We start from the raw sequence: 21,601 nt of genomic DNA, 5'->3' as shown, positions 1-21,601 counted from the left end.
CCGTCCTGTGCCGAGCACAAGGCTGTGATTGGATGGTCTGGCGCTTTGGCGCCTATGCAGTGACCGGGCGCCCATGCGCCTGGGAACATGTGCACCAACGCAACAACCCGCTGACGCGGGTGTTGGCTCAGATGGGGGGCCATGTGGGTCACCATGTTCTTGCAATCACGGGTTAAAGGTGCGTTTGATGCCCGTGACTTGCACAACCACGCGCCGGTTGGGCAGGTTGCAGCGAATGCTTTCGGGGGTGTCTATGGGGGCACAGTTCGTGACAATCGGTTCACGGTCGCCACGCCCTTCGGTGGTGATGCGCACACCGGGCAGTGACCTGCGTTCGATGAATTGCTTGACCGTGCGCGCACGGTTGATGCCCAGCAGTTCATTGGCATCTTTTTTGCCCAGCGGGTCAGCGTGACCCACCAGATGCAAGTGCTCCACTTCGGCAAAGTTGTTCAGGATTTTGTCGACCATGTCATTGATGGAGCGCACGCCCTGCTCTGTCATGGCCGCTGGGTCAGAACGGTCAAATTCAAACAAGGTGTGGGCACCCAGGGTGATTTCTTCGGTCACCCGCTGACGTTGCGGCGAGGTGTCGATGCGGCACTCTTGCGCTACGCGCGAGATGGTGTGGATTTGTTCCAGCGCAGCGCTGTTTTCCTGCATGGCTTTGGTGGCAGGGATGGGCTGCAGCACAGGGCGGCCGTTGATGTCTTGCACTTTGAAATAGTGGGTGGTGCCCCCTTCGAGGCGTGTCACGGTGATGGCATCGACCAGGTCTTTGGGTCGATTGGCCGCATCCATTTGGCGTGCGCCTATTTCTATGCTGCCCGTCCGATAGCACAGTGCACTCCAGGCACCACGAACCAGGGAGGCGTGGTAGCGGTCATCTATGAAGATGCTGGTTGCACCAGGCAATTTGTTCTCGTTGGTGCGGTAAACAATGATGCGCGCCTGATCACGCGCCACAGGTGCAGGGACACGGAAGGCCTGACCCAACACATCAATGTGGGCAGTCACCCCGGCATGCTTGGCCTCTACACTGACAGGGTGTGCAGGTTGAGCCGTCACCTGCATTGGCACAAACAACATGCACAGCGCCGCCCACACGGACAATTCCGTGAGCATCGCGTGGGTCCATTTTTTTAGCAGTTTTTTTGTTATCACTGACATCTCCAATGCTTGCGGCGCAGTACACCACAAAAACATCAATCAAACGCAATATTTAGGTCTTGTGTTTTTTGTTGAATAAAGCAATTTGATTCTGAAGATACTGAGAATTCAATAGTGTCAGAACCCCCAATTGGGGTATGCCAGTAACTTTTTTGTCACTTTTGACGTGTTTATTTGTGTTTTGATCAAAAAACCACAAAATTCCAGCCCTGACCGTGTGCGAAGCCCTCACGGCACAGGTGTTTCTGTCTTCTTTTTGACGTATTGAAGGGATGTTTTTGACACCCGCCCGACAAACAGTGTCATGAATATCAAGGTCTTGCACGTGCCTGTTCGTGTGACCTCTTGAAGCACAGCCGCTCATCCGCAGCGGGCCAGCGGCTCATGCAGTCATGTGTCGGGTGATGTGGTGTCTGAGCCGCGATGGGGCCCGGTGTGTTCATCACCCAAGTGCAGGGGTGATGATTCTTCTGGGAGCGGTGCACTCGCTGCGATGGACTGCTGCGGTCCACCACACATCGCCCAGAGGGCGGGGCTGCTACTGATGTTGCACCAGCCCAGGGGGTTGGAGGCCGTTCAGTTCAAGGTGTAGGCCGGTACGAGTTGTGTCAGGTCGACACCTTGACACAGACTGATGAGATCAGCACCCGTGTTGACGTCGAACTTCTGATAGATGGTGGCGCGGTGTTTTTTGGCAGTTCCTGGCTGGATGCCGGTGACTTCGCTGATGGCTTTGTTGGTCAGGCCCTGAACGATGAGTATGAAAATTTCTTGCTCACGCTTGGACAGCGTGACAAAAGAGCGTTTGAGGTTGTCGAGGTTGATGAACTGCAAGTTGCGGTCACGGTCGATGTCCAGCGCACGGTCGAGGGTTTCGCACAATTTTTCGCGGGTGAAGGGTTTGAGCAAGAAGTCAATCGCCCCACCCCGGAAAGCGGTGATGATTTCATCTTGATTGCTTTCACCGCTGATGAAAATGATCGGGGTTTTGCGGCCTAGGTTGTGCAGCTTGGCTTGCAACTCCAGCCCGGTGATGCCGGGCATGCGCACATCCAGCAGGAGCACGGCAGGGGAGATGTCCAGGGACTGGCTCAAAAAAGCTTTAGGGTCTTCGTAAGCATCAACGGTGTAACCCACCATGGTGAGCAAGTCGCTCAAATAAAAGCGCATGTCATGGTTATCGTCGACCAGAAAGATGTGACCCAATCTTTTTTTCATTTTTCTCGCCATCAGTATTAAATCAAAAGACGGTTTTTAATTTAACAAAATCAACAACGGTTGTAATTACCCAATTGGTTAATTTCAAGGGTAATTTTCCCTATTTAGGTAATTCCGCTCTTTGAATTTTCGCAGGATAGACCTGCTTGACTTGGTGTTCATGCCAAAGCGCGGTGTCTTCTTGGCCCATGAGGCGTGCACTGGCTATGAGTGCTTGGATGACTTTGGGTTCTGGCGAGTAGTGCAACAACTCTTGGCTCAACGCCAGCAAGTGCGCTGCGTTTTGGGGCGTGACGGGGGTGAGTGTGAGTTCGGCAAATTGGGCGCTGGGCACAAAAAACCAGCTGCTGCGCGCTGCGCCCATCGGGTCGTGGCGCCACAAGGCCCAGCGTTGCGCAGCGGGCATGTAAATTTGACGCACACGGGCGTAGTCGAATGCAAGAACGCTCAAAAAAATGAGGACCACAGCAGCCAGAGCGCGCAGCGCCGATGGCCAGACCCACTCAGCTGTGGTTCTGCCGCGAGTGAGCATCAGCAAACTCATCAGGGAAGCGATTTGAAAGGGGCCATACCAAAGGGGGAATTCGAGGAGGCTGTGCAGTCCGATGACGGCCAACACGCCCCAAGCCAGTTGCTGGTGCAATTGACGACTTTTCCAGGGTCGCACGGCGAGCACGGCCACCAGCAGGATCAAGAAGAGGAGTGCGGTGGCAGGTATGCCCAGCGTGACGGCCAGGTGCAAGGGCAGGTTGTGCGCATGGCCCAGCATGTCGCAAAAGCGCGACTCTGGACCGCCGGGGTATTGGGCCATGTAGTGGGCATATTTGAGTTCACCCCAGCCCCAGCCCGTCCAGGGTTTTTGCCCAATGAGGTGCAGCACATTGCCCCACAGCACGCGCCGACTGCCGCAGGCTTCGTCGTTGGCCAGTCGGGACCAGGCGGGTTCGACCAGCTGGCCTGTGCTGTGGTGCAAGAGCCAGGGCAAACACACACTGGCCAAGGCGTAAACACCCAGCGCCCAAAGCGCCCATGGCCAAGAAAATTTTTGCCGGTGCTCGCCTTGCCGCGACCACCAGAGAGCGATCAGCACCACCAAGAGCATGTGCAGCAGCCCCGTGCGGGAGGCGGTGGCGGCATTGCCAATGGCCAACAAGGCCAGCATCCACGCAGCCTGTTTGGCCGCCAGCCCTTTGGCTTGCCACCACAGCACCGACAAGGTGCCGATGGCCAAAAGCGTGGCGAGTTGGTTGCGTTGTCTCAGGTTGGCGTTGGCCTCGCCCCAGGATGAGGGCACATGCAGCCAGGGGCTCAAGACGGACGCCATGCCGAAATATTGCAAGAGACCCATGGCACTGCTGAGCAGCGCCGCACAGGCCCAGGCACGCGCAAGGTCTTGGGTCCGCAGGCCTCGCGCCAACAACAACACCGTGCACAGGCAGGCCCAGCTGATCAACAAAGGAACGGTGTTGGGCTGTGGGGCAGGTGCCCAGGGTTGAAGCCAGGGAAGCACCAGCACCGCACACAGCCCAATGCTGTGCCAGACAGAGCGGTCTTGAGACTGCAGATTCAGACGCACAAGCGGTACGGGCTCAGATCAGGCACGGCGACACGGCTTGTGTGGCTTGGCCGTGCGAACTGCCCGTCTGCTTCAAGAGGCTTTGCATGAACCCGGCAAATACTTGAGCGGCAAGCCGTTGCTGGCTGCGGGGCCACAGCGCCAGCTTGAAATGGTTTTGCCACCATCGGTGCTGCCATTGATGGCGGTGTCGCCGGTTTGGATGGGCGTCAGGGCAATGGCATTGGCCGAGGCGCTGGTATTGCCGCGCAAGGCCTCGTGGTTGCCGACCACGGTGATGACGCCGTTGCCATCGACGCTCACGCTGGACACGTATTTGCTGGTCTGGCTTTCGCAGACTTTGGGCAAGGTGGCGGACACATCGGGCTGCGAGGAGGAGCCCAGGGCTTCATTGACCGCCGTTTTGCAGCCATTGGCGGCCATCAACATCTCGGCGGTTTTGGCGCGGATGTTGTAGTCCTGATAGGTCGGCAGGGCCAAAGCGCCCAGAATGCCGATGACCGCAATCACGATCATCAGCTCGATCAAGGTCATGCCACGTTGTTGGTTCATATCTAAGCCCCCTGAAAAGTTGGAGTGTGATGGTAATTGAAACCACCACCAAACTCCAAACTTCGGCTCAGGCTGCTGTGTCGCTGGCGGGTGTGCGACGCGAGAGGATGAACTTGCCCAAGCCCAGCACCAGCAAGGCACCCGCAACGCCCAGGCCGTAGCCCCAGACTTTGTCTTGCGGAATGTAGGCGACCAAGGCCGGGTCGGTTTGCACCATGGTGCCGGCAATCCAGCCCAGCAGCATGCCGCCGATGGTGATGATCAAGGGGAAACGGTCCATCAATTTGAGAACCAGCTGGCTGCCCCAGACGATGATGGGAATGCTGACCAAGAGGCCAAAGATGACCAAGGGCATCTGGTGATCGGCATTGCCCGAGGTTTGGGCGGCGCCAGCGATGGCGATCACGTTGTCAATCGACATCACCAAGTCGGCAATGATGACTGTTTTGACCGCGCCCCACAGCTTGTCACTGCCCTGGATGTTGCCGTGGTCGTCTTCTTCATCGGGGGTCAGCAATTTGACGCCGATCCAGATGAGCAAGACCGCACCCACAAACTTCAGAAAGGGAATGGCCAGCAGGGTGAGGGCGAAGAAAATCAGAATCACGCGCAGCACGATGGCACCGGCTGTGCCCCACAAAATGCCTTGAGTCCGTTGATGTGCTGGCAGTTGGCGGCAAGCCAGCGCAATCACGACGGCGTTGTCGCCACCCAAAAGGATGTCGATCATGATGATCTGGCCCACGGCAAACCAGAAATGAGGCGTCAGAAATTCTTCCACGGTGTTCCTTTGTTGACCGGTACACAGGCCGGTGAATCGTTATGAGAGAAAACAGAAAGCCGGATTGTCCTGCAGGACATCCGGCTTCGATATTGTGGCTAACCACAGGGCTTGACCCATTGGGGACAGTGCCCAGGCGGTTGAGCCTCGTTTGGCTTTCTCAAGGGCAAAGCGCAATGCACCCGCCCTTCTGAGAGCTTATTTCAACTGTGCCTTGAGCAATTTGCCCAACTCAGACGGATTGCGTGTAACGATGAAGCCGCACTCTTCCATGATGGCCAGCTTGGCGTCGGCCGTATCGGCACCGCCAGAGATCAAGGCACCTGCGTGGCCCATGCGCTTGCCGGGAGGGGCGGTCACGCCTGCGATAAAGCCCACCACGGGCTTTTTCATGTTGGCCTTGCACCACATGGCGGCTTCGGCTTCGTCCGGACCGCCGATTTCGCCAATCATGATGACGGCGTCGGTGTCTGGATCGTCGTTGAAAGCCTTCATCACGTCGATGTGCTTCAAACCGTTGATCGGGTCACCACCGATACCGACGGCGCTGGACTGGCCCAGACCCACTTCGGTCAACATCGCCACGGCTTCATAGGTCAAGGTGCCCGAGCGGGACACCACGCCGATGCGCCCTTTGCGGTGGATGTGACCGGGCATGATGCCGATCTTGATTTCGTCAGGCGTGATCAGACCAGGGCAGTTGGGGCCCAGCAGCAAAGTGCGCTTGCCACCAGCGGCTTCCTTGGCCTTCATCTTGTTGCGCACTTCGAGCATGTCACGCACTGGAATGCCTTCGGTGATACAGATGGCCAAGTCGAGGTCGGCCTCCACGGCTTCCCAGATGGCGGCTGCTGCACCTGCTGGTGGCACGTAGATCACGGATACGGTCGCGCCAGTTTGTGTGGCGGCTTCTTTGACCGAGGCGTAAATCGGGATGTTGAAGATGGACTCGCCCGCCTTCTTGGGGTTCACACCTGCGACGAAGCAGTTCTTGCCGTTCGCGTATTCCTGGCACTTTTCAGTGTGGAACTGACCGGTCTTGCCGGTGATGCCTTGGGTGATGACTTTGGTGTCTTTGTTGATGTAGATGGACATGTAGGTTCCTTGGTTGAGCGTTGGGCGTTCTGCGTTGGGCGTGAAATCACGCTCTGCGCTGAACGCTCAACCTTGAATTCACTTGACGGCGGCGACGATGGCGGTCGCGGCTTCGGCCATGGTGTCGGCAGAGATGATCGGCAGACCTGATTCGGCCAGCATCTTCTTGCCCAGCTCGTCGTTGGTGCCCTTCATGCGCACGACCAATGGCACGGACAGGTTCACAGCCTTGCAGGCGGTGATCACGCCGGTGGCGATGGTGTCGCACTTCATGATGCCGCCGAAGATGTTGACCAAAATGCCTTTGACATTCTTGTTGGCCAGCATGATCTTGAAGGCTTCGGTGACCTTCTCGGCTGTTGCGCCGCCGCCCACGTCCAGGAAGTTGGCGGGCTCGCCGCCGAATAACTTGATGGTGTCCATGGTGGCCATGGCCAAACCAGCGCCGTTGACCAGGCAACCGATGTTGCCGTCCAGGCTGATGTAGGCCAGGTCGAACTTGGAAGCTTCGACTTCAGCCGGATCTTCTTCGTCCAGATCGCGGTAAGCCACGATTTCGGGGTGACGGAACAGGGCGTTGGCGTCGAAGTTGAACTTCGCGTCCAAAGCCATCACGTTGCCTTTGCTGTCGCGGTTCAGGGGGTTGATTTCCACCAACGAAGCGTCGGTTTCCATGTAGCACTGGTACAGCTTCTTGAAGATGTCCACGGCCTGGGCTGTGGAATCTGCAGGCATGCCGATGGCGTCAGAGATCTTCTTGGCTTGTGCATCGCCCAAACCAGTCAATGGGTCGATGAACTCGGTGATGATTTTCTCGGGGGTGGAGTGGGCCACTTCCTCGATGTCCATGCCGCCTTCGCTGGACGCGATGAACGCAATCTTTTGTGTGGCGCGGTCGGTGACCACGGACACGTAATACTCTTTGTTGATGTCGGCGCCGTCTTCAATATAGAGGCGACGGACTTTTTGGCCCTCGGGGCCGGTCTGGTGGGTCTTGAGCTGCATGCCCAGGATCTCGCCGGAGATGCGTTTGACGTCATCAATGGTCTTGGCCACTTTGACGCCGCCGCCCTTGCCACGACCACCTGCGTGGATTTGGGCTTTGACCACCCAAACCGGGCCGCCCAGTTTTTGAGCGGCTTCAACCGCCTCTTGAACGGTGAACGCCGGGATGCCGCGGGGAACGGGCACACCGAATTGACGCAAGATTTCCTTGCCTTGGTACTCGTGAATCTTCATGAGGTCTTCTCTCAGAGGGGTGGTAATTCGACCGGTCTGCTGCGGTTCCTGTATCAGTTAAACCCGCCAGCAGGCTCTGGACACTGCAGCCTTCGACTGTATCATGCTGCAATGCACAAATACTGATCCTTGCGTCTTACATCGACATGACGCGGGGAGTGATCTTGAATTCAGGAAGTGAACACCATGGCCAAAATTTTCATCGACGGAGAAGCCGGCACGACAGGCTTGCAAATACGCGAACGCCTGGCCCTGATGCCTCACATCGAGGTCTTGAGCATAGACCCGGCGCACCGCAAGGACCCTGCGGCCAAGCGCGATTTGATGGCTGCAGCCGATTTGGTCGTGCTGTGTCTGCACGACGATGCGGCCGTTGAATCAGTGACCATGATTGACACTTTGCCCGGTCGCAAGCCCCGCATTGTCGATGCATCGACCGCGCACCGCTGCCACCCGGCCTGGGTCTATGGTTTTCCAGAACTGGCGGCGGGTCAGCGCGAGGCGGTTCAAGGCGCCGAGCGCGTGGCCAATCCGGGCTGCTACGCCACAGGCGCGATTGCGCTGCTGCGACCTTTGCTCGATGCCGGGCTGGTGCCTGCAGATTTTCCGGTGTGCCTGCCTTCGGTGAGTGGTTACTCCGGCGGTGGCCGCAGCATGATCGAAGACTACGAAGCTGGCAAAGCGCCCTTGTATGAAGCCTACGCCCTGGGCCTCAAGCACAAACACATTCCCGAGATCATGAAGTTCACGGGCCTGAGTCGCCGCCCCCTGTTTGTGCCTGCGGTGGGCAACTTCCGTCAGGGCATGCTGGTGCAATTGCCGCTGCACCTGGACGAGCTGCCCGGCCAGCCCAAGGCGGCTGAGCTGCACGAAGCCCTGCGCGCCCACTATGCCGCCAGCCAGGCAGCAGGCGGTTGGATCAGCGTGGAGCCAGCCACCGACAACGGCAAGCTCGACGCCCTGGCGCTGAACGACAGCAACAAGCTGGAAATCCGCGTTTTTGCCAATGAAGAGGCCCGACATGCCGTTCTGATTGCCCGTCTGGACAACCTGGGCAAGGGCGCCAGCGGGGCGGCGGTGCAAAACATGCAGCTGATGCTGGGTGTCTGAACCCGTCCTGCCGCAGCCAGCCGCTTGAACAGGCTGCGTCGGTCAAACCACCACGTCGGACTCTGCGTGTGCCGACCTACAGGGCCAAGGTATTTGGTGGTCGGTGGTCGAACACCCCGACATCTGCCTGATGACCACGCACGCATGAATCAGCGTCATCGGTCAACCTGTCAAAGCAGACTCAAAGATCGTCGCAGCCCTGCACCACGCGCCGGACGACTTCTGCAGCGAAGCCACGGGTGATCAGGAAGCGGACTTGGCGGTTGCGCTCGTTCGGGTCTGCAGGGGGCCCGCCGAATTTTTTGCGCCAGATCTCTTGCGCCCGGCTCAGCTCGGTGTCGCGCAATTCGGCCAGGGCTTGGGTGACCGCCTCGCCCGCCAGGCCTTTGGCTGTCAATTCCATCTTGACGCGGGCAACACCCCATTTGGCGGATTTGCGGTGGACCACCGATTCGATGGCCCGTTCGTCGTTGATGAAATCCCGCGCCTGCAGCTCGTTGAGCGCTTTGGCCAGCTCGCCCGGCTCTTGTTCGTGCGCTGCCAGCTTGCGCTCCAGCTCGTGGCGCGAGTGTTCGCGCTGGCTCAAAAGCCGCAGGGCACGGCCTTTGAGCGAGGGCTGAAACCCCAAAGCCTTGCTGGCCTTGGGTTTGTCTTGGCCCTGATCATCGACATCTTCAATAGCCATGTCGTGTGCGCTCTCAAGGCTAGCTGGTGTGAAGGGACTCAAGCCACCACGCCATTGGCGTCAGCGCCTTTGGCTTCTTTGGGCTCTTTGGAGGCTTTGGCCGCTTTCGGGGCTTTTTCTTCTTTCACGGCGGCGGCGTTGGCGTCTGCCGCGAGCAGGGGAATGCCCAGGGAGTCGCGCACTTTGTTCTCGATCTCAAAGGCCAGGCTGGGGTTTTCGCGCAGGAATTCGCGGGCGTTGTCGCGGCCTTGGCCGATTTTTTCGCCCTGATAGGCGTACCAGGCGCCGGACTTTTCGATGATTTTGGCGGTCACGCCCATGTCGATGATTTCGCCGTGGCGGCTGATACCCTCGCCAAACAAAATGTCGAACTCGGCTGTCTTGAAGGGAGGCGCGACTTTGTTTTTGACCACTTTGACTTTGGTTTCATTGCCAATCGCATCGTCACCCTTCTTGATGGTGCCGGTGCGGCGGATATCGAGGCGCACCGAGGCGTAGAACTTGAGCGCGTTACCGCCGGTCGTGGTTTCGGGGCTGCCGAACATGACGCCAATCTTCATGCGGATTTGGTTGATGAAGATGACGGTGCAGTTGGTTTTTTTGATGGTGGCTGTGAGCTTGCGCAGGGCCTGGCTCATCAAACGCGCTTGCAGGCCGGGCAGGCTGTCGCCCATATCGCCTTCGATTTCGGCCTTGGGCGTGAGGGCCGCGACCGAGTCCACCACCACCAGATCCACCGCGCCGGAGCGCACCAGGCTGTCGACGATTTCGAGGGCTTGCTCGCCAGTGTCGGGCTGGCTGATCAGCAGGTCTTGCAGGTTGACGCCCAGGTTTTGCGCGTATTGCACGTCCAGGGCGTGTTCAGCGTCCACAAAGGCGCAGGTGCCGCCCAGGCGCTGCATTTCAGAGATGACCTGCAGGGTCAGCGTGGTTTTGCCAGACGATTCAGGGCCGTAGATTTCGATGACGCGGCCACGGGGCAGACCGCCCACACCCAAGGCGATGTCCAGGCCCAGCGAGCCGGTGGAGACGACCTGAATGTCCTGGATCACCTCGCCTTCGCCCAGGCGCATGATGGTGCCCTTGCCAAATTGTTTTTCAATCTGGGCCAGGGCGGCTTGCAGGGCTTTGGCTTTTTCGGTGTTGGCTTCGCTCATGGAAATCTCCTTGAATATCAATGGGTTGGGGCAACCAGCTGCGCCTGAACTGGCTGTTTACTGGATGCGTGAACAGTACTGTAAACGAGCTGTATAAAGCTGTAAATACTATTTTTGGTCAGTTTGCCTTACTATATGAGCATGTCCATCGCACCACGATCCCACCCCAGTGAACCGACAAATCTGACCGATGACCGCTGGCGTGAGACCCATCTGGGCCGACTGCTGGGACACGCCATGCGACGCTTTGACGAGCGCGTGCTGAACCTGATGGCGGGTAATGAGGGCGTGCCCCTGGCCTTGGCCAATTTGGCCTCGCGTGACCAGATCAGCGCGGCGCATGTGCACATCACCCGGCATCTGGCGCTGGAGGGCTCGCGTTTGACGGATTTGTGCAAGGCCGCAGGCATGAGCAAACAGGCCATGGGCGATCTGGTGGACCAGTGCGCCGCCTGGGGTCTGGTGGAGCGCTTGCCCGACCCGCTGGATGCACGCGCCAAACGCGTGGCCTTCACCCCCGTGGGGCTGGCCTGGCTGCAGGCGTTTAAAGATGCGGTGGCACAAGCCGAAGCCGAATTCAAAGAGGCCGTGGGGCAAGACGTGGCCACGGTGGTGGCTCTGGGGCTGGAAGCGTATGCGCATTGAGGCACAGTTGCAGGTCGGCGCTCGGCGGCTTCAGCCCCGACATGGGTCTGGTACGTGGCGGGCATTGTCGGAGCTGAAGCTGCCGACCTACGGGGAGCGCTGGTTTTTTGTCGATCAATGCGCAGATGACCCCATCTGCACACCAGCCCATCATCCCCTTCGCCAGACACTAGAATCACCTACAGCCGACATACACCCATTTGGGGTAGCACCTCTGACAAAAACAGGAGACCGACATGCGAATTCTCATTGCCGAAGACGACCAGGTGCTGGCCGACGGCCTGTTGCGGACTTTGCGCAACGCCGGGGCGGCGGTTGACCATGTGGCCAGCGGCAGCGAAGCCGATGCCGCGCTGATGACCAACAACGAGTTCGACCTGCTGATTCTGGATCTGGGCTTGCCGCGCATGCATGGCCTGGAAGTGCTCAAGCGCCTGCGCTCACGCGGCTCCACATTGCCTGTGCTGATCCTGACGGCGGCCGACAGCGTGGAAGAGCGCGTCAAGGGCCTGGACTTGGGCGCTGACGATTACATGGCCAAACCTTTCAGCCTGCAGGAACTCGAAGCCCGCGTGCGCGCCCTGACGCGCCGGGGCATGGGCGGGGCCACCTCGCAAATCAAGCACGGCCCATTGCTGTACGACCAATCGGGCCGCGTGGCCACGATTGACGGCAAGATGGTCGAACTGTCAGCGCGCGAGTTGGGCCTGCTGGAAGTGCTGCTGCAACGCGCCGGTCGCCTGGTCAGCAAGGACCAACTGGTCGAGCGCCTGTGCGAGTGGGGCGAAGAGGTCAGCAACAACGCCATCGAGGTGTACATCCACCGGCTGCGCAAGAAGATCGAAAAAGGCCCCATCCGCATCGCCACCGTGCGCGGCCTGGGTTATTGCCTCGAAAAAATTCCAGGCTGAGGCAGCCGTGCCTTGCCTCTCGCATGCAGCCGCCTGAGCGCCCCACACGCATGACGTCACGGACCAGAAGGTGAGGCTTTTCAAACGCGAACAACGCTCACTGTTCGGGGAAATCCTGGACTGGATGCTCACGCCGCTGCTGCTGCTGTGGCCCATCAGCTTGGCCCTGACGTGGCTGGTGGCCCAGGGCCTGGCCAACAAGCCTTTTGACCGGGCCATGATTTACAACGTGCAGGCGCTGGCCCAGCAAGTGAAGATGGGGCCTGACCATCGCGTGCAATTCAACCTGCCACAACCGGCCAGCGAGCTGCTGCGGGCCGACGAAACCGATCTGGTTTATTACCAAGTGCGCGGCACGCACAACGAACACCTGAGCGGCGAACGCGATTTGCCCCTGCCCCCTGCCGATGAAGACAAAGGCAGCAGCTACGAAGTGCACATCCGCGACGATGAAATGCGCGGGCTGGAGGTGCGCGTGGCCTACACCTGGATTCGTCTGAACCCCGATGGCAAACACCCCGCCCTCGTGCAGGTGGCCGAAACCCGTGAAAAGCGCTCGGTGCTGGCGGCCGAAATCATCAAGGGCGTGATGCTGCCCCAATTTGCCCTGTTGCCGCTGGCGGTGCTGCTGGTGTGGCTGGCTTTGGTGCGTGGCATCAAGCCGCTGTCCGAGCTGGAAGAGCGCATCCGCGCCCGCCAACCCGATGACCTGAGCCCGCTGGACGACAAGGCCGTGCCCATGGAAGTGGCCCCGCTGGTGCTGTCGGTGAACGATTTGCTGGAACGGCTGAAGGATTCCATCGTCACCCAAAAGCGCTTTTTGGCCGATGCGGCGCACCAGCTCAAGACCCCGCTGGCCGGACTGCGCATGCAGGCAGACCTGGCGCAACGCTCGGGATCGAGCGAAGAAGACCTGAAAAAGTCTTTGCAACAAATCGGCCGAGCCAGCGTGCAAGCCACGCACACGGTGAACCAATTGCTGTCTTTGGCCCGTGCCGAAGGCGGCGGCACCAACCTCACGCGGCAAGCCTGCGACATGGTGCGCCTGACCAGCGAGGTGCTGCAAGACTGCCTGCCCAGCGCCATGGACAAGGGCATGGACCTGGGCTATGAAGGCGTCGAAGCAGACACGCCTGGCGTGAACGTCATGGGCAACCCGATCTTGCTCAAGGAGATGGTGCGCAATTTGGTGGAAAACGCCATGCACTACACCCCCAGCACAGCCGAACGCACGGGCGTGATCACCGTGCGCGTGCTCGTCGATCCGTACAGCAAAGCCCTGGTCATGCAAGTCGAGGACAACGGGCCGGGCATTCCTGAGTCCGAACGAGAGTTGGTGTTCCAGCCCTTTTACCGGGCGCTGGGCACCAATGTGGACGGCTCCGGCCTGGGCCTGCCCATCGTGCGCGAGATTGCCCAACAACATGGCGCCAGCATCACCATCGACGCCGCAAACCCCGCCCAAAACCCACCGGGCGCCTGCTTCACCTTGCGCTTTCAGCCGCCTGCTTGAAGATGTGAATGCGCCAAGATGTGGTGGGTCGGCGGTCGTAGACCCCGACATGGGTCTGCTGACGCCCGCCAATGTTGAAACAGCTTCAGCGCTCAAACCCACAAACGTCGGACTCTGCGAGTGCCGACCTACGGGAGCGATGTATTTGTAGGTCGGCGGTCGAAGACCCCGACATCGGCCTGTTGAAGCCCGTCAAAGTTGAATCAGGATCAGCGCTGAACCCACAACCGTCGGACTCTGCGAGTGCCGACCTACGGGAGCCATGTATTTGTAGGTCGGTGGTCGAAGACCCCGACATGGGACAGCTGGTGCCCGCCAAAGTTGAACCAAGTTCAGCGCCCAAGCCCACAAATGTCGGACTCTCGGAGTGCCGACCTACGGGAGCCATGTCTTCGTAGGTCGGCGGTCGAAGACCCCGAAATGCGCCTGCTGGAGCCCGCCAAAGTTGAATCAGGATCAGCGCCCAAGCCCACAAACGTCGGACTCTGCGAGTGCCGACCTACGGGAGCCATGACTTCGTTGGTCGGCGGTCGAAGACTCCGACAGGGGCCTGCTGAAACCCGCCAAAGTTGAATCAGGATCAGCGCCCAAGCCCACAAACGTCGGACTCTGCGAGTGCCGACCTACGGCAGCCATGACTTCGTAGGTCGGTGGTCGAAGACCCCGACATGGGCCTGCTGAAGCCCGCCAAAGTTGAATCAGGTTCAGCGCCCAAGCGCGCAGACGTCGGACTCTGCGAGTGCCGACCTACGGGAGCCATGACTTCGTAGGTCGGCAGTCGAAGACTCCGACATGGGCCTGCTGGTGCCCGCCAAAGTTGAATCAGGATCAGCGCTCAAACCCACAAACGTCGGACTCTGCGAGTGCCGACCTACGGGAGCCATGACGCACACATTGGGGCTGAATGCGTGCCAGCCATGTCATGCTTAAACCGCCGCCGTGACCACGATTTCGAGCTTCCATTCGGGCTTGGCCAAATGGGCCTGCACGGTGGCGCGCGGGGGGGTGTGGCCGGGCACGACCCAGGCGTCCCACACGCTGTTCATGCCGGGAAAGTCGTTCAGATCCGTCAAAAAAATCTGCGCCATCAGGATTTTGGATTTGTCCGATCCGGCTCTGGCCAGCAAGGCGTCAATTGCGGCCAGCACCTGACGGGTTTGCCCGGCAATGTCTTGGCTGGCGTCGTCGGGAATCTGACCGGCCAGATAAACCGTGCCGTTGTGGATGGCCGCTTCGGACAGGCGGGCGCCGACATCAATGCGTTGAATCATGGGAATGTGCTCAGAAGTTGAAAAGGCGCCATCGTACCGTTCGCGTCGTGGGCAATGTGCACACCAAGGCATGTTTCGCGGCCATCGCGGCCACGGACCAGTCCTGCAACTGCGGCCTGATCACCCATGGCATGTCAAACCTTGCCCTGCGCGGGCCAGGCAAACAAGGGCGGCTGCTTGTTCAGGAATCGGCCCACGGCTTTGCGGTGCTCGGCGGTGCCTGCGGCCAAGGCCTGCGCTTGCGCTTCGGTGCTCAGCATGTCTTGCAGGCCGCCACCCAAGGCGTTGTTCAGGCTGCGCTTGATGAGCGCCACAGCGGCGGGAGATGCGCCCACAAAGCTGCGGGCCAGGGCTTGCGCACGGGGCAGCAGTTGCTCGGGTTCGTGCAGCTCCATCACCAGCCCCAAGCGCAGAGCCTCTTGCGCGTCGATGTCGCGCGCAGAGAGCATGATTTCTTTGGCCCGCTGCACGCCCACCACGCGGGGCAAGGTGTAGAGCGCCCCCACATCGGGCACCAGGCCGACCTTGAGAAAGGACATGTTGAACCAGGCGCGCGGCGTGGCCAGCACAAAGTCGGCCGACAAAGCCAGGCTGAAGCCCGCACCTGCGGCCGCACCATCGACGGCGGCAATCACCGGGCGGTCGAGCGTCAGCAGCACTTGCACCCACTCGTGCAAGGTCTGCATGCGGCCCAACCAGCCGCCGTTGTCCAGATTGGCCGCCGCGATGTTTTTCAGGTCACCGCCCGAACAAAAGTGGCCGCCCGCCCCGGTGAGGATCACGGCGCGGATGGACTTGTCGTGCTGGATGTGTTGCAAAGCCAGCGCCAGCTCGTCGCGCATGGCGGGCTCGAGCGCGTTGCGTTTGCTGGGGCTGTCAAAAGTGATGGTGGCGACTTGGTCGGTCACATCGAATTGCAGCAAAGAAGGCGAACTTTTAGAAGGGATGATCATGAGAGGCTCCTCAGCCTAAGGACAGGGGTTGGCTGCTTGTTGATCGCAGTAGATGTTGTAGGTCGGTGGTCGAAGAACCCGACATGGGCGCTTGAGCGGCGCGGCTTGTTTTGAAGCAAACGGTGCAAACGGCAGATGTCGGACTCTGCGAGTGCCGACCTACGAGATCACTTGGCGCACCCATTTCAAACTTCGACATGCCGGATCAATAAGCCGAGTAATCCCGGCCACCGGCCAGGGAGCTGCCACCGTCCACCGCCATGATGGCACCGGTGACGAATGCGGCGTGTGGCGACGCCAAAAACAGCGCCATGTCGGCGATCTCTTCCACCCGGCCCATGCGTTGCAGGGGCACGGACTGGGTCATGCGTTGCAGGGCTTCGGGCGTGGGCGCGAGGCGGCGGATGCCTTCGGTGTCAGCAATGGGGCCGGGCACGATGGCGTTCACGCGCACGCCCTCTGGCCCCCACTCCATGGCCAAAACCCGCGTGAGCATGTCCACGCCCGCCTTGGCCGCGCGCACATGGGCTTGCAGCTTGGTGGGGTTGAAAGCCTGCGGTGCCGAGATGTTGATCACGCTGGCACCCGGGCGGCGCAGGTGCTCAAAGCCCGCACGCAGCACATGGAAGGTGCCGTTCAGGTCGATGTCGACGACCGTTTTGAAGCCGTTGGCCGACATGCCCAAAGCAGGCGCCAAAAAGTTGCCTGCCGCGCCCGAGACCAGCACATCAAAAGGGCCAATGGCGTCACGCGCCTGCTGCAGCGCAGCGCCAATGCCTGCGGCGTCGCGCACATCCGCGCTGTAGCCCTCAATTTGCGAGCCGTGTTGGCGCAACTGCGCCACCGCTTGGGCCACGCGCTCGGCGTTGCGGCTGGCAATGGCCACGTTCGCCCCGGCCTGGGCAAACGCGGTGGCGATGCCCAAGTTGATGCCGCTGCTGCCACCGGCCACAAACACCGACTGGCCTTTGAAGCTCAAAGGAATGCGCATGGGGTCTCCTGTTGGGAAAAGTTCATGGAGTTTGTTGTTGGAGCCCACCCCTGTGGGCGGTGGTTTTCGGGGTGATGCTGTTGGCGATGCTTTGGAGGGCGTGTTCCACGCCCATCGCCCACAGGGTGGGCTCCTACAAAACAAGCGCTTTGTGCAGGGAGCACGCGGGTGGCTGCGGGTCGAGCTTCCCCCGTGGGAGCCCACCCCTGTGGGCGGTGGTTTTCGGGGTGATGCTGTTCGCAATGCTTTGGAGGGCGTGTTCCACGCCCATCGCCCACGGGGTGGGCTCCTACAAAACAAGCGCTTTGTGCAGGGGTCACGCGGGTGGCTGCGGGTCGAGCTTCCCCCGTGGGAGCCCACCCCTGTGGGCGATGGTTTTCAGAACAGCGGCTGTGTCGATGGGTCATGGGCTGGCCTGCGAGGGGGATGCGGCCAGGCGGGCACGTTCTTGCTCTTGCAGCTGCCGCCAGAGGATCTTGCCGGTGCCGGACTTGGGCAGCACGTCCACAAAGCGCACGATGCGGGGGATTTTGTAGGCGGCCATGTGCTCGCGGCTCCAGTCGACAACTTCTTGCTCGGTGACTTGGCCTTTGAAGGCAGGCTTGAGCACCAAGAGGGCCATCACGTTTTCGCCGCGCTTGTCGTCGGGCACAGCAATCACGCAAGCCTCGTGCACGGCCGGGTGTTCGTACAAGGTGTTTTCCACCTCGGCGGGCCAGACCTTGAAGCCCGAGACGTTGACCATGCGCTTGAGGCGGTCGCGCATGAAGAAGTAACCCTCTTCGTCCACACTGGCCAAGTCGCCCGTGCGGAAAAACGTTTGCCCATCCAGCTCAAAAAATGAGGTCTGGTTGGCCTGCTCGTTTTGCCAATAGCCGCGCATGAGTTGCGCACCACGCGTGACCAACTCACCCACCTCGCCCACGGGCAACTCGCGCAGGGTCTCAGGGTCCACGATGCGCGCGTCCACACCGGGCGTGATGACGCCCAGGCACTGGCGCTTGCCGCGTGCCGGTGGGTTGCCCAGCAAAAAGGAGGCAGTCTCGGTCATGCCGTAGGCTTCGTTGTAGGCGATGCCAAAACGCGTTTGCAGCAAGTTCGCCACCGTCTCCGGCATGGCTGCGCCGCCACCCGCCAAAGCCGACAAGCTGCTCAGGTCGCGCTGCGCGGCGGCCGGGTTGGCAAAAAAGTCGATCAGCATGGCGGGGGGTGCAGACCAGGTCGTGACGCGGTGCTTCTCGATCAAGCGCGCCGCTGACGCCGCGTGCCAGCGCGGCAGCATGACCACGGTGGCCCCCAGTGTGATCGGCACGTTCAGGCCGCCCTGCATGCCCAGCATGTGGAACAGCGGCGCAACGGCCAGAAACACCGAGTCCATGTGCATGCTGCGCCAAACCTGCGCAGCCATGTTGGACGCCAGCACCGTGGCATGGGTGTGCATGCAGCCCTTGGGGTGACCGGTGGTGCCCGAGGTGTAGGGCAGCACACACAGGTCGTCGCTGTGCGGGTGCTCTGCAGGTGCGGGCAAGGCCTGTGCGATGGCGTCTTCGAGCCCATGCAGGCCCGGGGCCTCGGTCCACTGGCGCGGGGCGAGCACCACATCAGGCACCTCATCCGGGACTTCGTCGCTGACGGGCTGCGCGGGCAAGCCTTCTGAATACGCATGCACCAACACGGTTTGCAAAGCATCAACATCGCCCGGCTGCAGCAGCGGCATGACCTGGGGCAACAACTCTTGCGCCACCATGGCCACGCGTGCGCCGCTGTCTTGCAGGTAGTAGCGGATTTCGCTTGGGGTGCACATGGCATTGACCGGCACCACCACCGCCCCGGCGCGCATGATGCCGTAATAGGCCGCCACGTATTGCGGGCAGTTCTGGCTCATCAGCAAAACCCGGTCACCGCGCTGCACACCCAGCCGCTGGGTCAGATATCCGGCCAGCGCCTCCACACGCGTGAGCAGCGCCGCATAGCTCAGCGTGCTGCCGCAAAAAATCACGGCAGGCTTATTGGGGTAGCGTTCGGCCGCGACCTGAACGTAATGCGTGAGCGGCACCTGCGGCAGGCTCAGCGTGCGGGGGACGCCTTTGGGCCAATAAGGCAGCGACGATGTGGACATGAGCGGCTCTTTAGGCGGGTGCGGTGTGGGGGTCACAAACGGTGATCACAAACTGCGCGAGATCAGCTCTTTCATGACCTCGCTGGTGCCGCCATAGATGCGGGTCACACGCGAGTCCACAAAGGCGCGGGTGATGGGGTATTCCATCATGTAGCCGTAGCCGCCATACAGCTGGAGCAACTCGTCGAGCGCCTTGCCCAGCTCTTCGGTGGCAAAGAGCTTGGCCATGGCACCTTCTTGCACGGTGAGCTTTCGGCGCAGATGCTCGGCCAGGTACTGGTCCACCATCATGCGCACGGCGGTGGTGCGCACCTTGATTTCGGCCAGCTTGAAGCGGGTGTTCTGAAAGTCAAACAGCGGCTTGCCAAAAACCACGCGCTCTTTGGTGTAACGCACGGTCTCGTCAAACATGGCTTCCATCTTGGCGGCGGCACCCAGCGCGATCACAAAACGCTCTTGCGCCAGCTCTTGCATCAGGTAGGCAAAGCCCTTGTTTTCTTCGCCCAGGATATTGGTCACAGGCACGCGCACGTCTTCAAAAAACAGCTCGGCGGTGTCGGCCGCTTCCTGGCCCATTTTGTCGAGCTTGCGGCCTTTGCGAAAACCGGCGCGGTCGGCCTCGACCAAAATCAACGACACGCCTTTGGCGCCGAGCTCGGGCTCGGTCTTGGCCACCACCACGACCAGGTCGCAGTTCAGGCCGTTGGAGATGAAGGTCTTGGCGCCGTTGATGACGTAGTCGCCCCCGTCGCGGCGGGCCGTGGTGCGGATGGCTTTGAGGTCGCTGCCCGCGCCGGGCTCGCTCATGGCAATGGCCAAAATCACCTCGCCCGTGGCGCATCGGGGCAACCACTGGGCTTTTTGTTCTGGCGTGCCCAGGCGCTCAATGTAAGGCGCCACCACGTCAGAGTGCAGGCCAAAGCCCAGGCCACTCACACCCGAGCGGCCGATCTCTTCGACGATCACGGCCGCGTGGCCAAAGTCACCACCGCCGCCGCCCCATTCCGGGTCCATGGTGGCGCACAGCAGGCCTTCGCGCCCGGCCTTGAGCCAGGTTTCGCGGTCGACCTTGCCGTCTTTGTCCCATTGGGCTTGGCGGGGTTTGCATTCGCGCTCTAAAAAGCGGCGCACGGTGGTGCGCAGCATTTCATGGTCTTCGCGAAAGACGCTGCGGGGGAAAGTGAGGATGCTGTCCATGGATTAGGCCTCCTGCCGAGCCGCCTCAAAGGAGGCCGCGCCCCCTTGGGGGGCAGTGATGACACGAAGTGATGAGCGTGGGGGCATGAAACACCTCAGGGACGGCCGCCGCCGCAAACCAGCACCTGGCCGCTGACGTAGTTGGACTCGGGGATGCAGAACATGTAGACCGCGCCTGCAGCTTCTTCGGGTGTGCCGCCCCGGCCCAGCGGGATGGTGGATTCGGCGGCCTTGAGGCGGTCAGGCTGCACGCCGACTGCGATGGTGCGGCCCTGAATCTCCACGCTGGCATCACCCGCCGTCAGGGGTTGTGTCAGGCGCGTCATGATCAGGCCAAAGGCCACGCTGTTGACGTTGACCTTGTAGCGGCCCCACTCTTTGGCCATGGCGCGAGTCAAGCCGTTGATGCCCGCTTTGGCCGCCGCGTAGTTGGCCTGGCCTGCGTTGCCGTACACGCCCGACGTGGACGAGATGTTGACCACCTTGCGGTGCTTGGGCGTGCCCGCTTCGGCTTCGCGTTTGGCCGCTTCGCGGATGAAGCCCGAGGCAGCGCGCAAGATGCGAAACGGTGCCGTCATGTGCACGGCCAGCATGGCTTCCCACTGCTCGTCGCTCATCTTTTGCAGCACGTTGTCCCAGGTGTACCCGGCGTTGTTGACGATGATGTCGATGCCGCCAAACGCGTCGAGCGCGGTCTTGACAAAACGCTCGCCAAAGTCGGTGTCGGTCACGCTGCCGATGCAGGCCACGGCCTGACCACCGCTGGCGACGATGTCACCCACGGTCTGCTCGGCCGGGGCCTGGTCGAGGTCGTTGATGACGACGCGTGCGCCTTCGCTGGCGAGCTTGAGCGCGATTTCACGGCCGATGCCGCGACCGGAGCCTGAAACCAGGGCCACCTGGCCTTCGAGTTTGCGGGTCATGGGGAATCCTTTTCTGTGGCATGTTGAAGTTTGAAACGTGTGCGCAATTCTTCTCGTAGGTCGGTGGCTTTAGCCCCGACATTGCATGCTTCGGCGCAGGCTGCATGTCGGGGCTGAAGCCACCGACCTACAACAGCTTTGTGCATCGATCTCGTAGGTCGGTACTCGCAGAGTCCGACATGATGGGTTTCGGCACAGGCCCATGTCGGGGTCTTCGACCACCGACCTACAACATCTTTGAGCCTTGAAAATTTCACAGGGCTAAATCATTCATGATGTTTCAGGCCAACGCGACGACGGCATCACCCGCCAACTTGACCTGCCCGTCGGCGTTGGCGGTGGTCAGCGACAGGCGCACGCGGCGCTCGCCACCCACTTCAAACTTTTCGGTCACCTGGCCGGTGCAGGTGATCTTTTCGTGCACCTGGGTCATGGCGGCAAAGCGCACGCTGTAGTCGCGAATGGCCGTTTGCGGCACCCAGTTGGTGAGCAAGC

At 60.7% G+C, this 21,601-nt stretch carries 19 protein-coding genes and 1 pseudogene; 4 read left to right on the top strand and 16 right to left on the bottom strand.

Annotated elements, in window-relative coordinates; all coding sequences use genetic code 11:
* Positions 1 to 165: 165 nt before the first annotated feature.
* From AMM33_RS18530 to sucC, 7 genes are all read right to left on the bottom strand, one after another.
* Positions 166 to 1,125, bottom strand: coding sequence for an OmpA family protein (locus AMM33_RS18530; protein ID WP_194945556.1), 960 nt, complete (start codon positions 1,123 to 1,125; stop codon positions 166 to 168).
* 621 nt (positions 1,126 to 1,746) lie between these two features.
* Positions 1,747 to 2,388: a response regulator transcription factor gene (locus tag AMM33_RS18525; RefSeq protein ID WP_194945555.1), complete on the bottom strand. Its 642-nt coding sequence runs from the start codon at positions 2,386 to 2,388 to the stop codon at positions 1,747 to 1,749.
* 100 nt (positions 2,389 to 2,488) lie between these two features.
* Positions 2,489 to 3,964 (bottom strand): PglL family O-oligosaccharyltransferase, encoded by a 1,476-nt coding sequence (locus AMM33_RS18520; RefSeq protein ID WP_090142740.1) that lies wholly within the window; start codon positions 3,962 to 3,964, stop codon positions 2,489 to 2,491.
* Between the two features lie 72 nt (positions 3,965 to 4,036).
* Positions 4,037 to 4,516, bottom strand: a complete 480-nt coding sequence (locus AMM33_RS18515) for a pilin (protein WP_090142739.1) — start codon at positions 4,514 to 4,516, stop codon at positions 4,037 to 4,039.
* A gap of 67 nt (positions 4,517 to 4,583) precedes the next feature.
* Positions 4,584 to 5,297: a TerC family protein gene (locus AMM33_RS18510; RefSeq protein WP_090142738.1), complete on the bottom strand. Its 714-nt coding sequence runs from the start codon at positions 5,295 to 5,297 to the stop codon at positions 4,584 to 4,586.
* A 198-nt stretch (positions 5,298 to 5,495) separates the two neighbouring features.
* Positions 5,496 to 6,392, bottom strand: coding sequence for a succinate--CoA ligase subunit alpha (gene sucD, locus AMM33_RS18505; protein ID WP_090142737.1), 897 nt, complete (start codon positions 6,390 to 6,392; stop codon positions 5,496 to 5,498).
* A 78-nt stretch (positions 6,393 to 6,470) separates the two neighbouring features.
* Positions 6,471 to 7,631: an ADP-forming succinate--CoA ligase subunit beta gene (gene sucC / locus AMM33_RS18500; protein WP_090142736.1), complete on the bottom strand. Its 1,161-nt coding sequence runs from the start codon at positions 7,629 to 7,631 to the stop codon at positions 6,471 to 6,473.
* A 186-nt stretch (positions 7,632 to 7,817) separates the two neighbouring features.
* Between sucC and argC the strand changes: the two genes are divergently transcribed.
* The gene (gene argC, locus AMM33_RS18495) at positions 7,818 to 8,741 is read left to right on the top strand and encodes an N-acetyl-gamma-glutamyl-phosphate reductase (protein ID WP_090142735.1); all 924 of its coding nucleotides are present in this window, start codon (positions 7,818 to 7,820) and stop codon (positions 8,739 to 8,741) included.
* A 181-nt stretch (positions 8,742 to 8,922) separates the two neighbouring features.
* Here the strand turns inward: argC and recX are convergent, their stop codons facing one another.
* Both recX and recA read right to left on the bottom strand, forming a co-directional pair.
* Positions 8,923 to 9,426 (bottom strand): recombination regulator RecX, encoded by a 504-nt coding sequence (recX, locus tag AMM33_RS18490; RefSeq protein ID WP_090142734.1) that lies wholly within the window; start codon positions 9,424 to 9,426, stop codon positions 8,923 to 8,925.
* 38 nt (positions 9,427 to 9,464) lie between these two features.
* The gene (gene recA / locus AMM33_RS18485) at positions 9,465 to 10,583 is read right to left on the bottom strand and encodes a recombinase RecA (protein ID WP_090142733.1); all 1,119 of its coding nucleotides are present in this window, start codon (positions 10,581 to 10,583) and stop codon (positions 9,465 to 9,467) included.
* A 141-nt stretch (positions 10,584 to 10,724) separates the two neighbouring features.
* Between recA and AMM33_RS18480 the strand changes: the two genes are divergently transcribed.
* From AMM33_RS18480 to AMM33_RS18470, 3 genes are all read left to right on the top strand, one after another.
* Complete coding sequence (locus tag AMM33_RS18480; protein WP_090142744.1) at positions 10,725 to 11,228, top strand: MarR family winged helix-turn-helix transcriptional regulator; 504 nt, start codon at positions 10,725 to 10,727, stop codon at positions 11,226 to 11,228.
* A 236-nt stretch (positions 11,229 to 11,464) separates the two neighbouring features.
* Entirely contained in the window at positions 11,465 to 12,139 is a 675-nt protein-coding gene (locus tag AMM33_RS18475; protein WP_053173076.1) for a response regulator, read from the top strand.
* 70 nt (positions 12,140 to 12,209) lie between these two features.
* On the top strand, positions 12,210 to 13,652 hold the full coding sequence (locus AMM33_RS18470; protein WP_090142732.1) for a sensor histidine kinase: 1,443 nt from the start codon (positions 12,210 to 12,212) through the stop codon (positions 13,650 to 13,652).
* 926 nt (positions 13,653 to 14,578) lie between these two features.
* Here AMM33_RS18470 and AMM33_RS18465 read toward each other — a convergent pair.
* The 7 genes and pseudogenes from AMM33_RS18465 to AMM33_RS18435 all read right to left on the bottom strand — a co-directional run.
* Entirely contained in the window at positions 14,579 to 14,923 is a 345-nt protein-coding gene (locus AMM33_RS18465; protein WP_090142731.1) for a RidA family protein, read from the bottom strand.
* Positions 14,924 to 15,057: 134 nt separating this feature from the next.
* Complete coding sequence (locus tag AMM33_RS18460; RefSeq protein ID WP_090142730.1) at positions 15,058 to 15,876, bottom strand: enoyl-CoA hydratase/isomerase family protein; 819 nt, start codon at positions 15,874 to 15,876, stop codon at positions 15,058 to 15,060.
* Positions 15,877 to 16,081: 205 nt separating this feature from the next.
* Positions 16,082 to 16,867, bottom strand: coding sequence for an SDR family oxidoreductase (locus AMM33_RS18455; RefSeq protein WP_090142729.1), 786 nt, complete (start codon positions 16,865 to 16,867; stop codon positions 16,082 to 16,084).
* Between the two features lie 403 nt (positions 16,868 to 17,270).
* Positions 17,271 to 18,986 carry a long-chain-fatty-acid--CoA ligase gene (locus AMM33_RS18450; RefSeq protein WP_090142728.1) on the bottom strand — a complete coding sequence of 572 codons (1,716 nt, stop codon included), beginning with the start codon at positions 18,984 to 18,986 and terminating at the stop codon, positions 17,271 to 17,273.
* A 45-nt stretch (positions 18,987 to 19,031) separates the two neighbouring features.
* On the bottom strand, positions 19,032 to 20,183 hold the full coding sequence (locus AMM33_RS18445) for an acyl-CoA dehydrogenase family protein (protein WP_090142727.1): 1,152 nt from the start codon (positions 20,181 to 20,183) through the stop codon (positions 19,032 to 19,034).
* Positions 20,184 to 20,278: 95 nt separating this feature from the next.
* Positions 20,279 to 21,106, bottom strand: coding sequence for an SDR family NAD(P)-dependent oxidoreductase (locus tag AMM33_RS18440; RefSeq protein ID WP_090142726.1), 828 nt, complete (start codon positions 21,104 to 21,106; stop codon positions 20,279 to 20,281).
* Positions 21,107 to 21,386: 280 nt separating this feature from the next.
* Positions 21,387 to 21,601 (bottom strand): annotated as a pseudogene (locus AMM33_RS18435) (dehydratase); the annotation flags it as partial.

Source organism: Limnohabitans sp. DM1 (genome assembly GCF_001269385.1).
Taxonomy (GTDB): Bacteria; Pseudomonadota; Gammaproteobacteria; order Burkholderiales; family Burkholderiaceae_C; genus Limnohabitans_A.
This window is presented reverse-complemented; position numbering and strand designations above follow the sequence as displayed.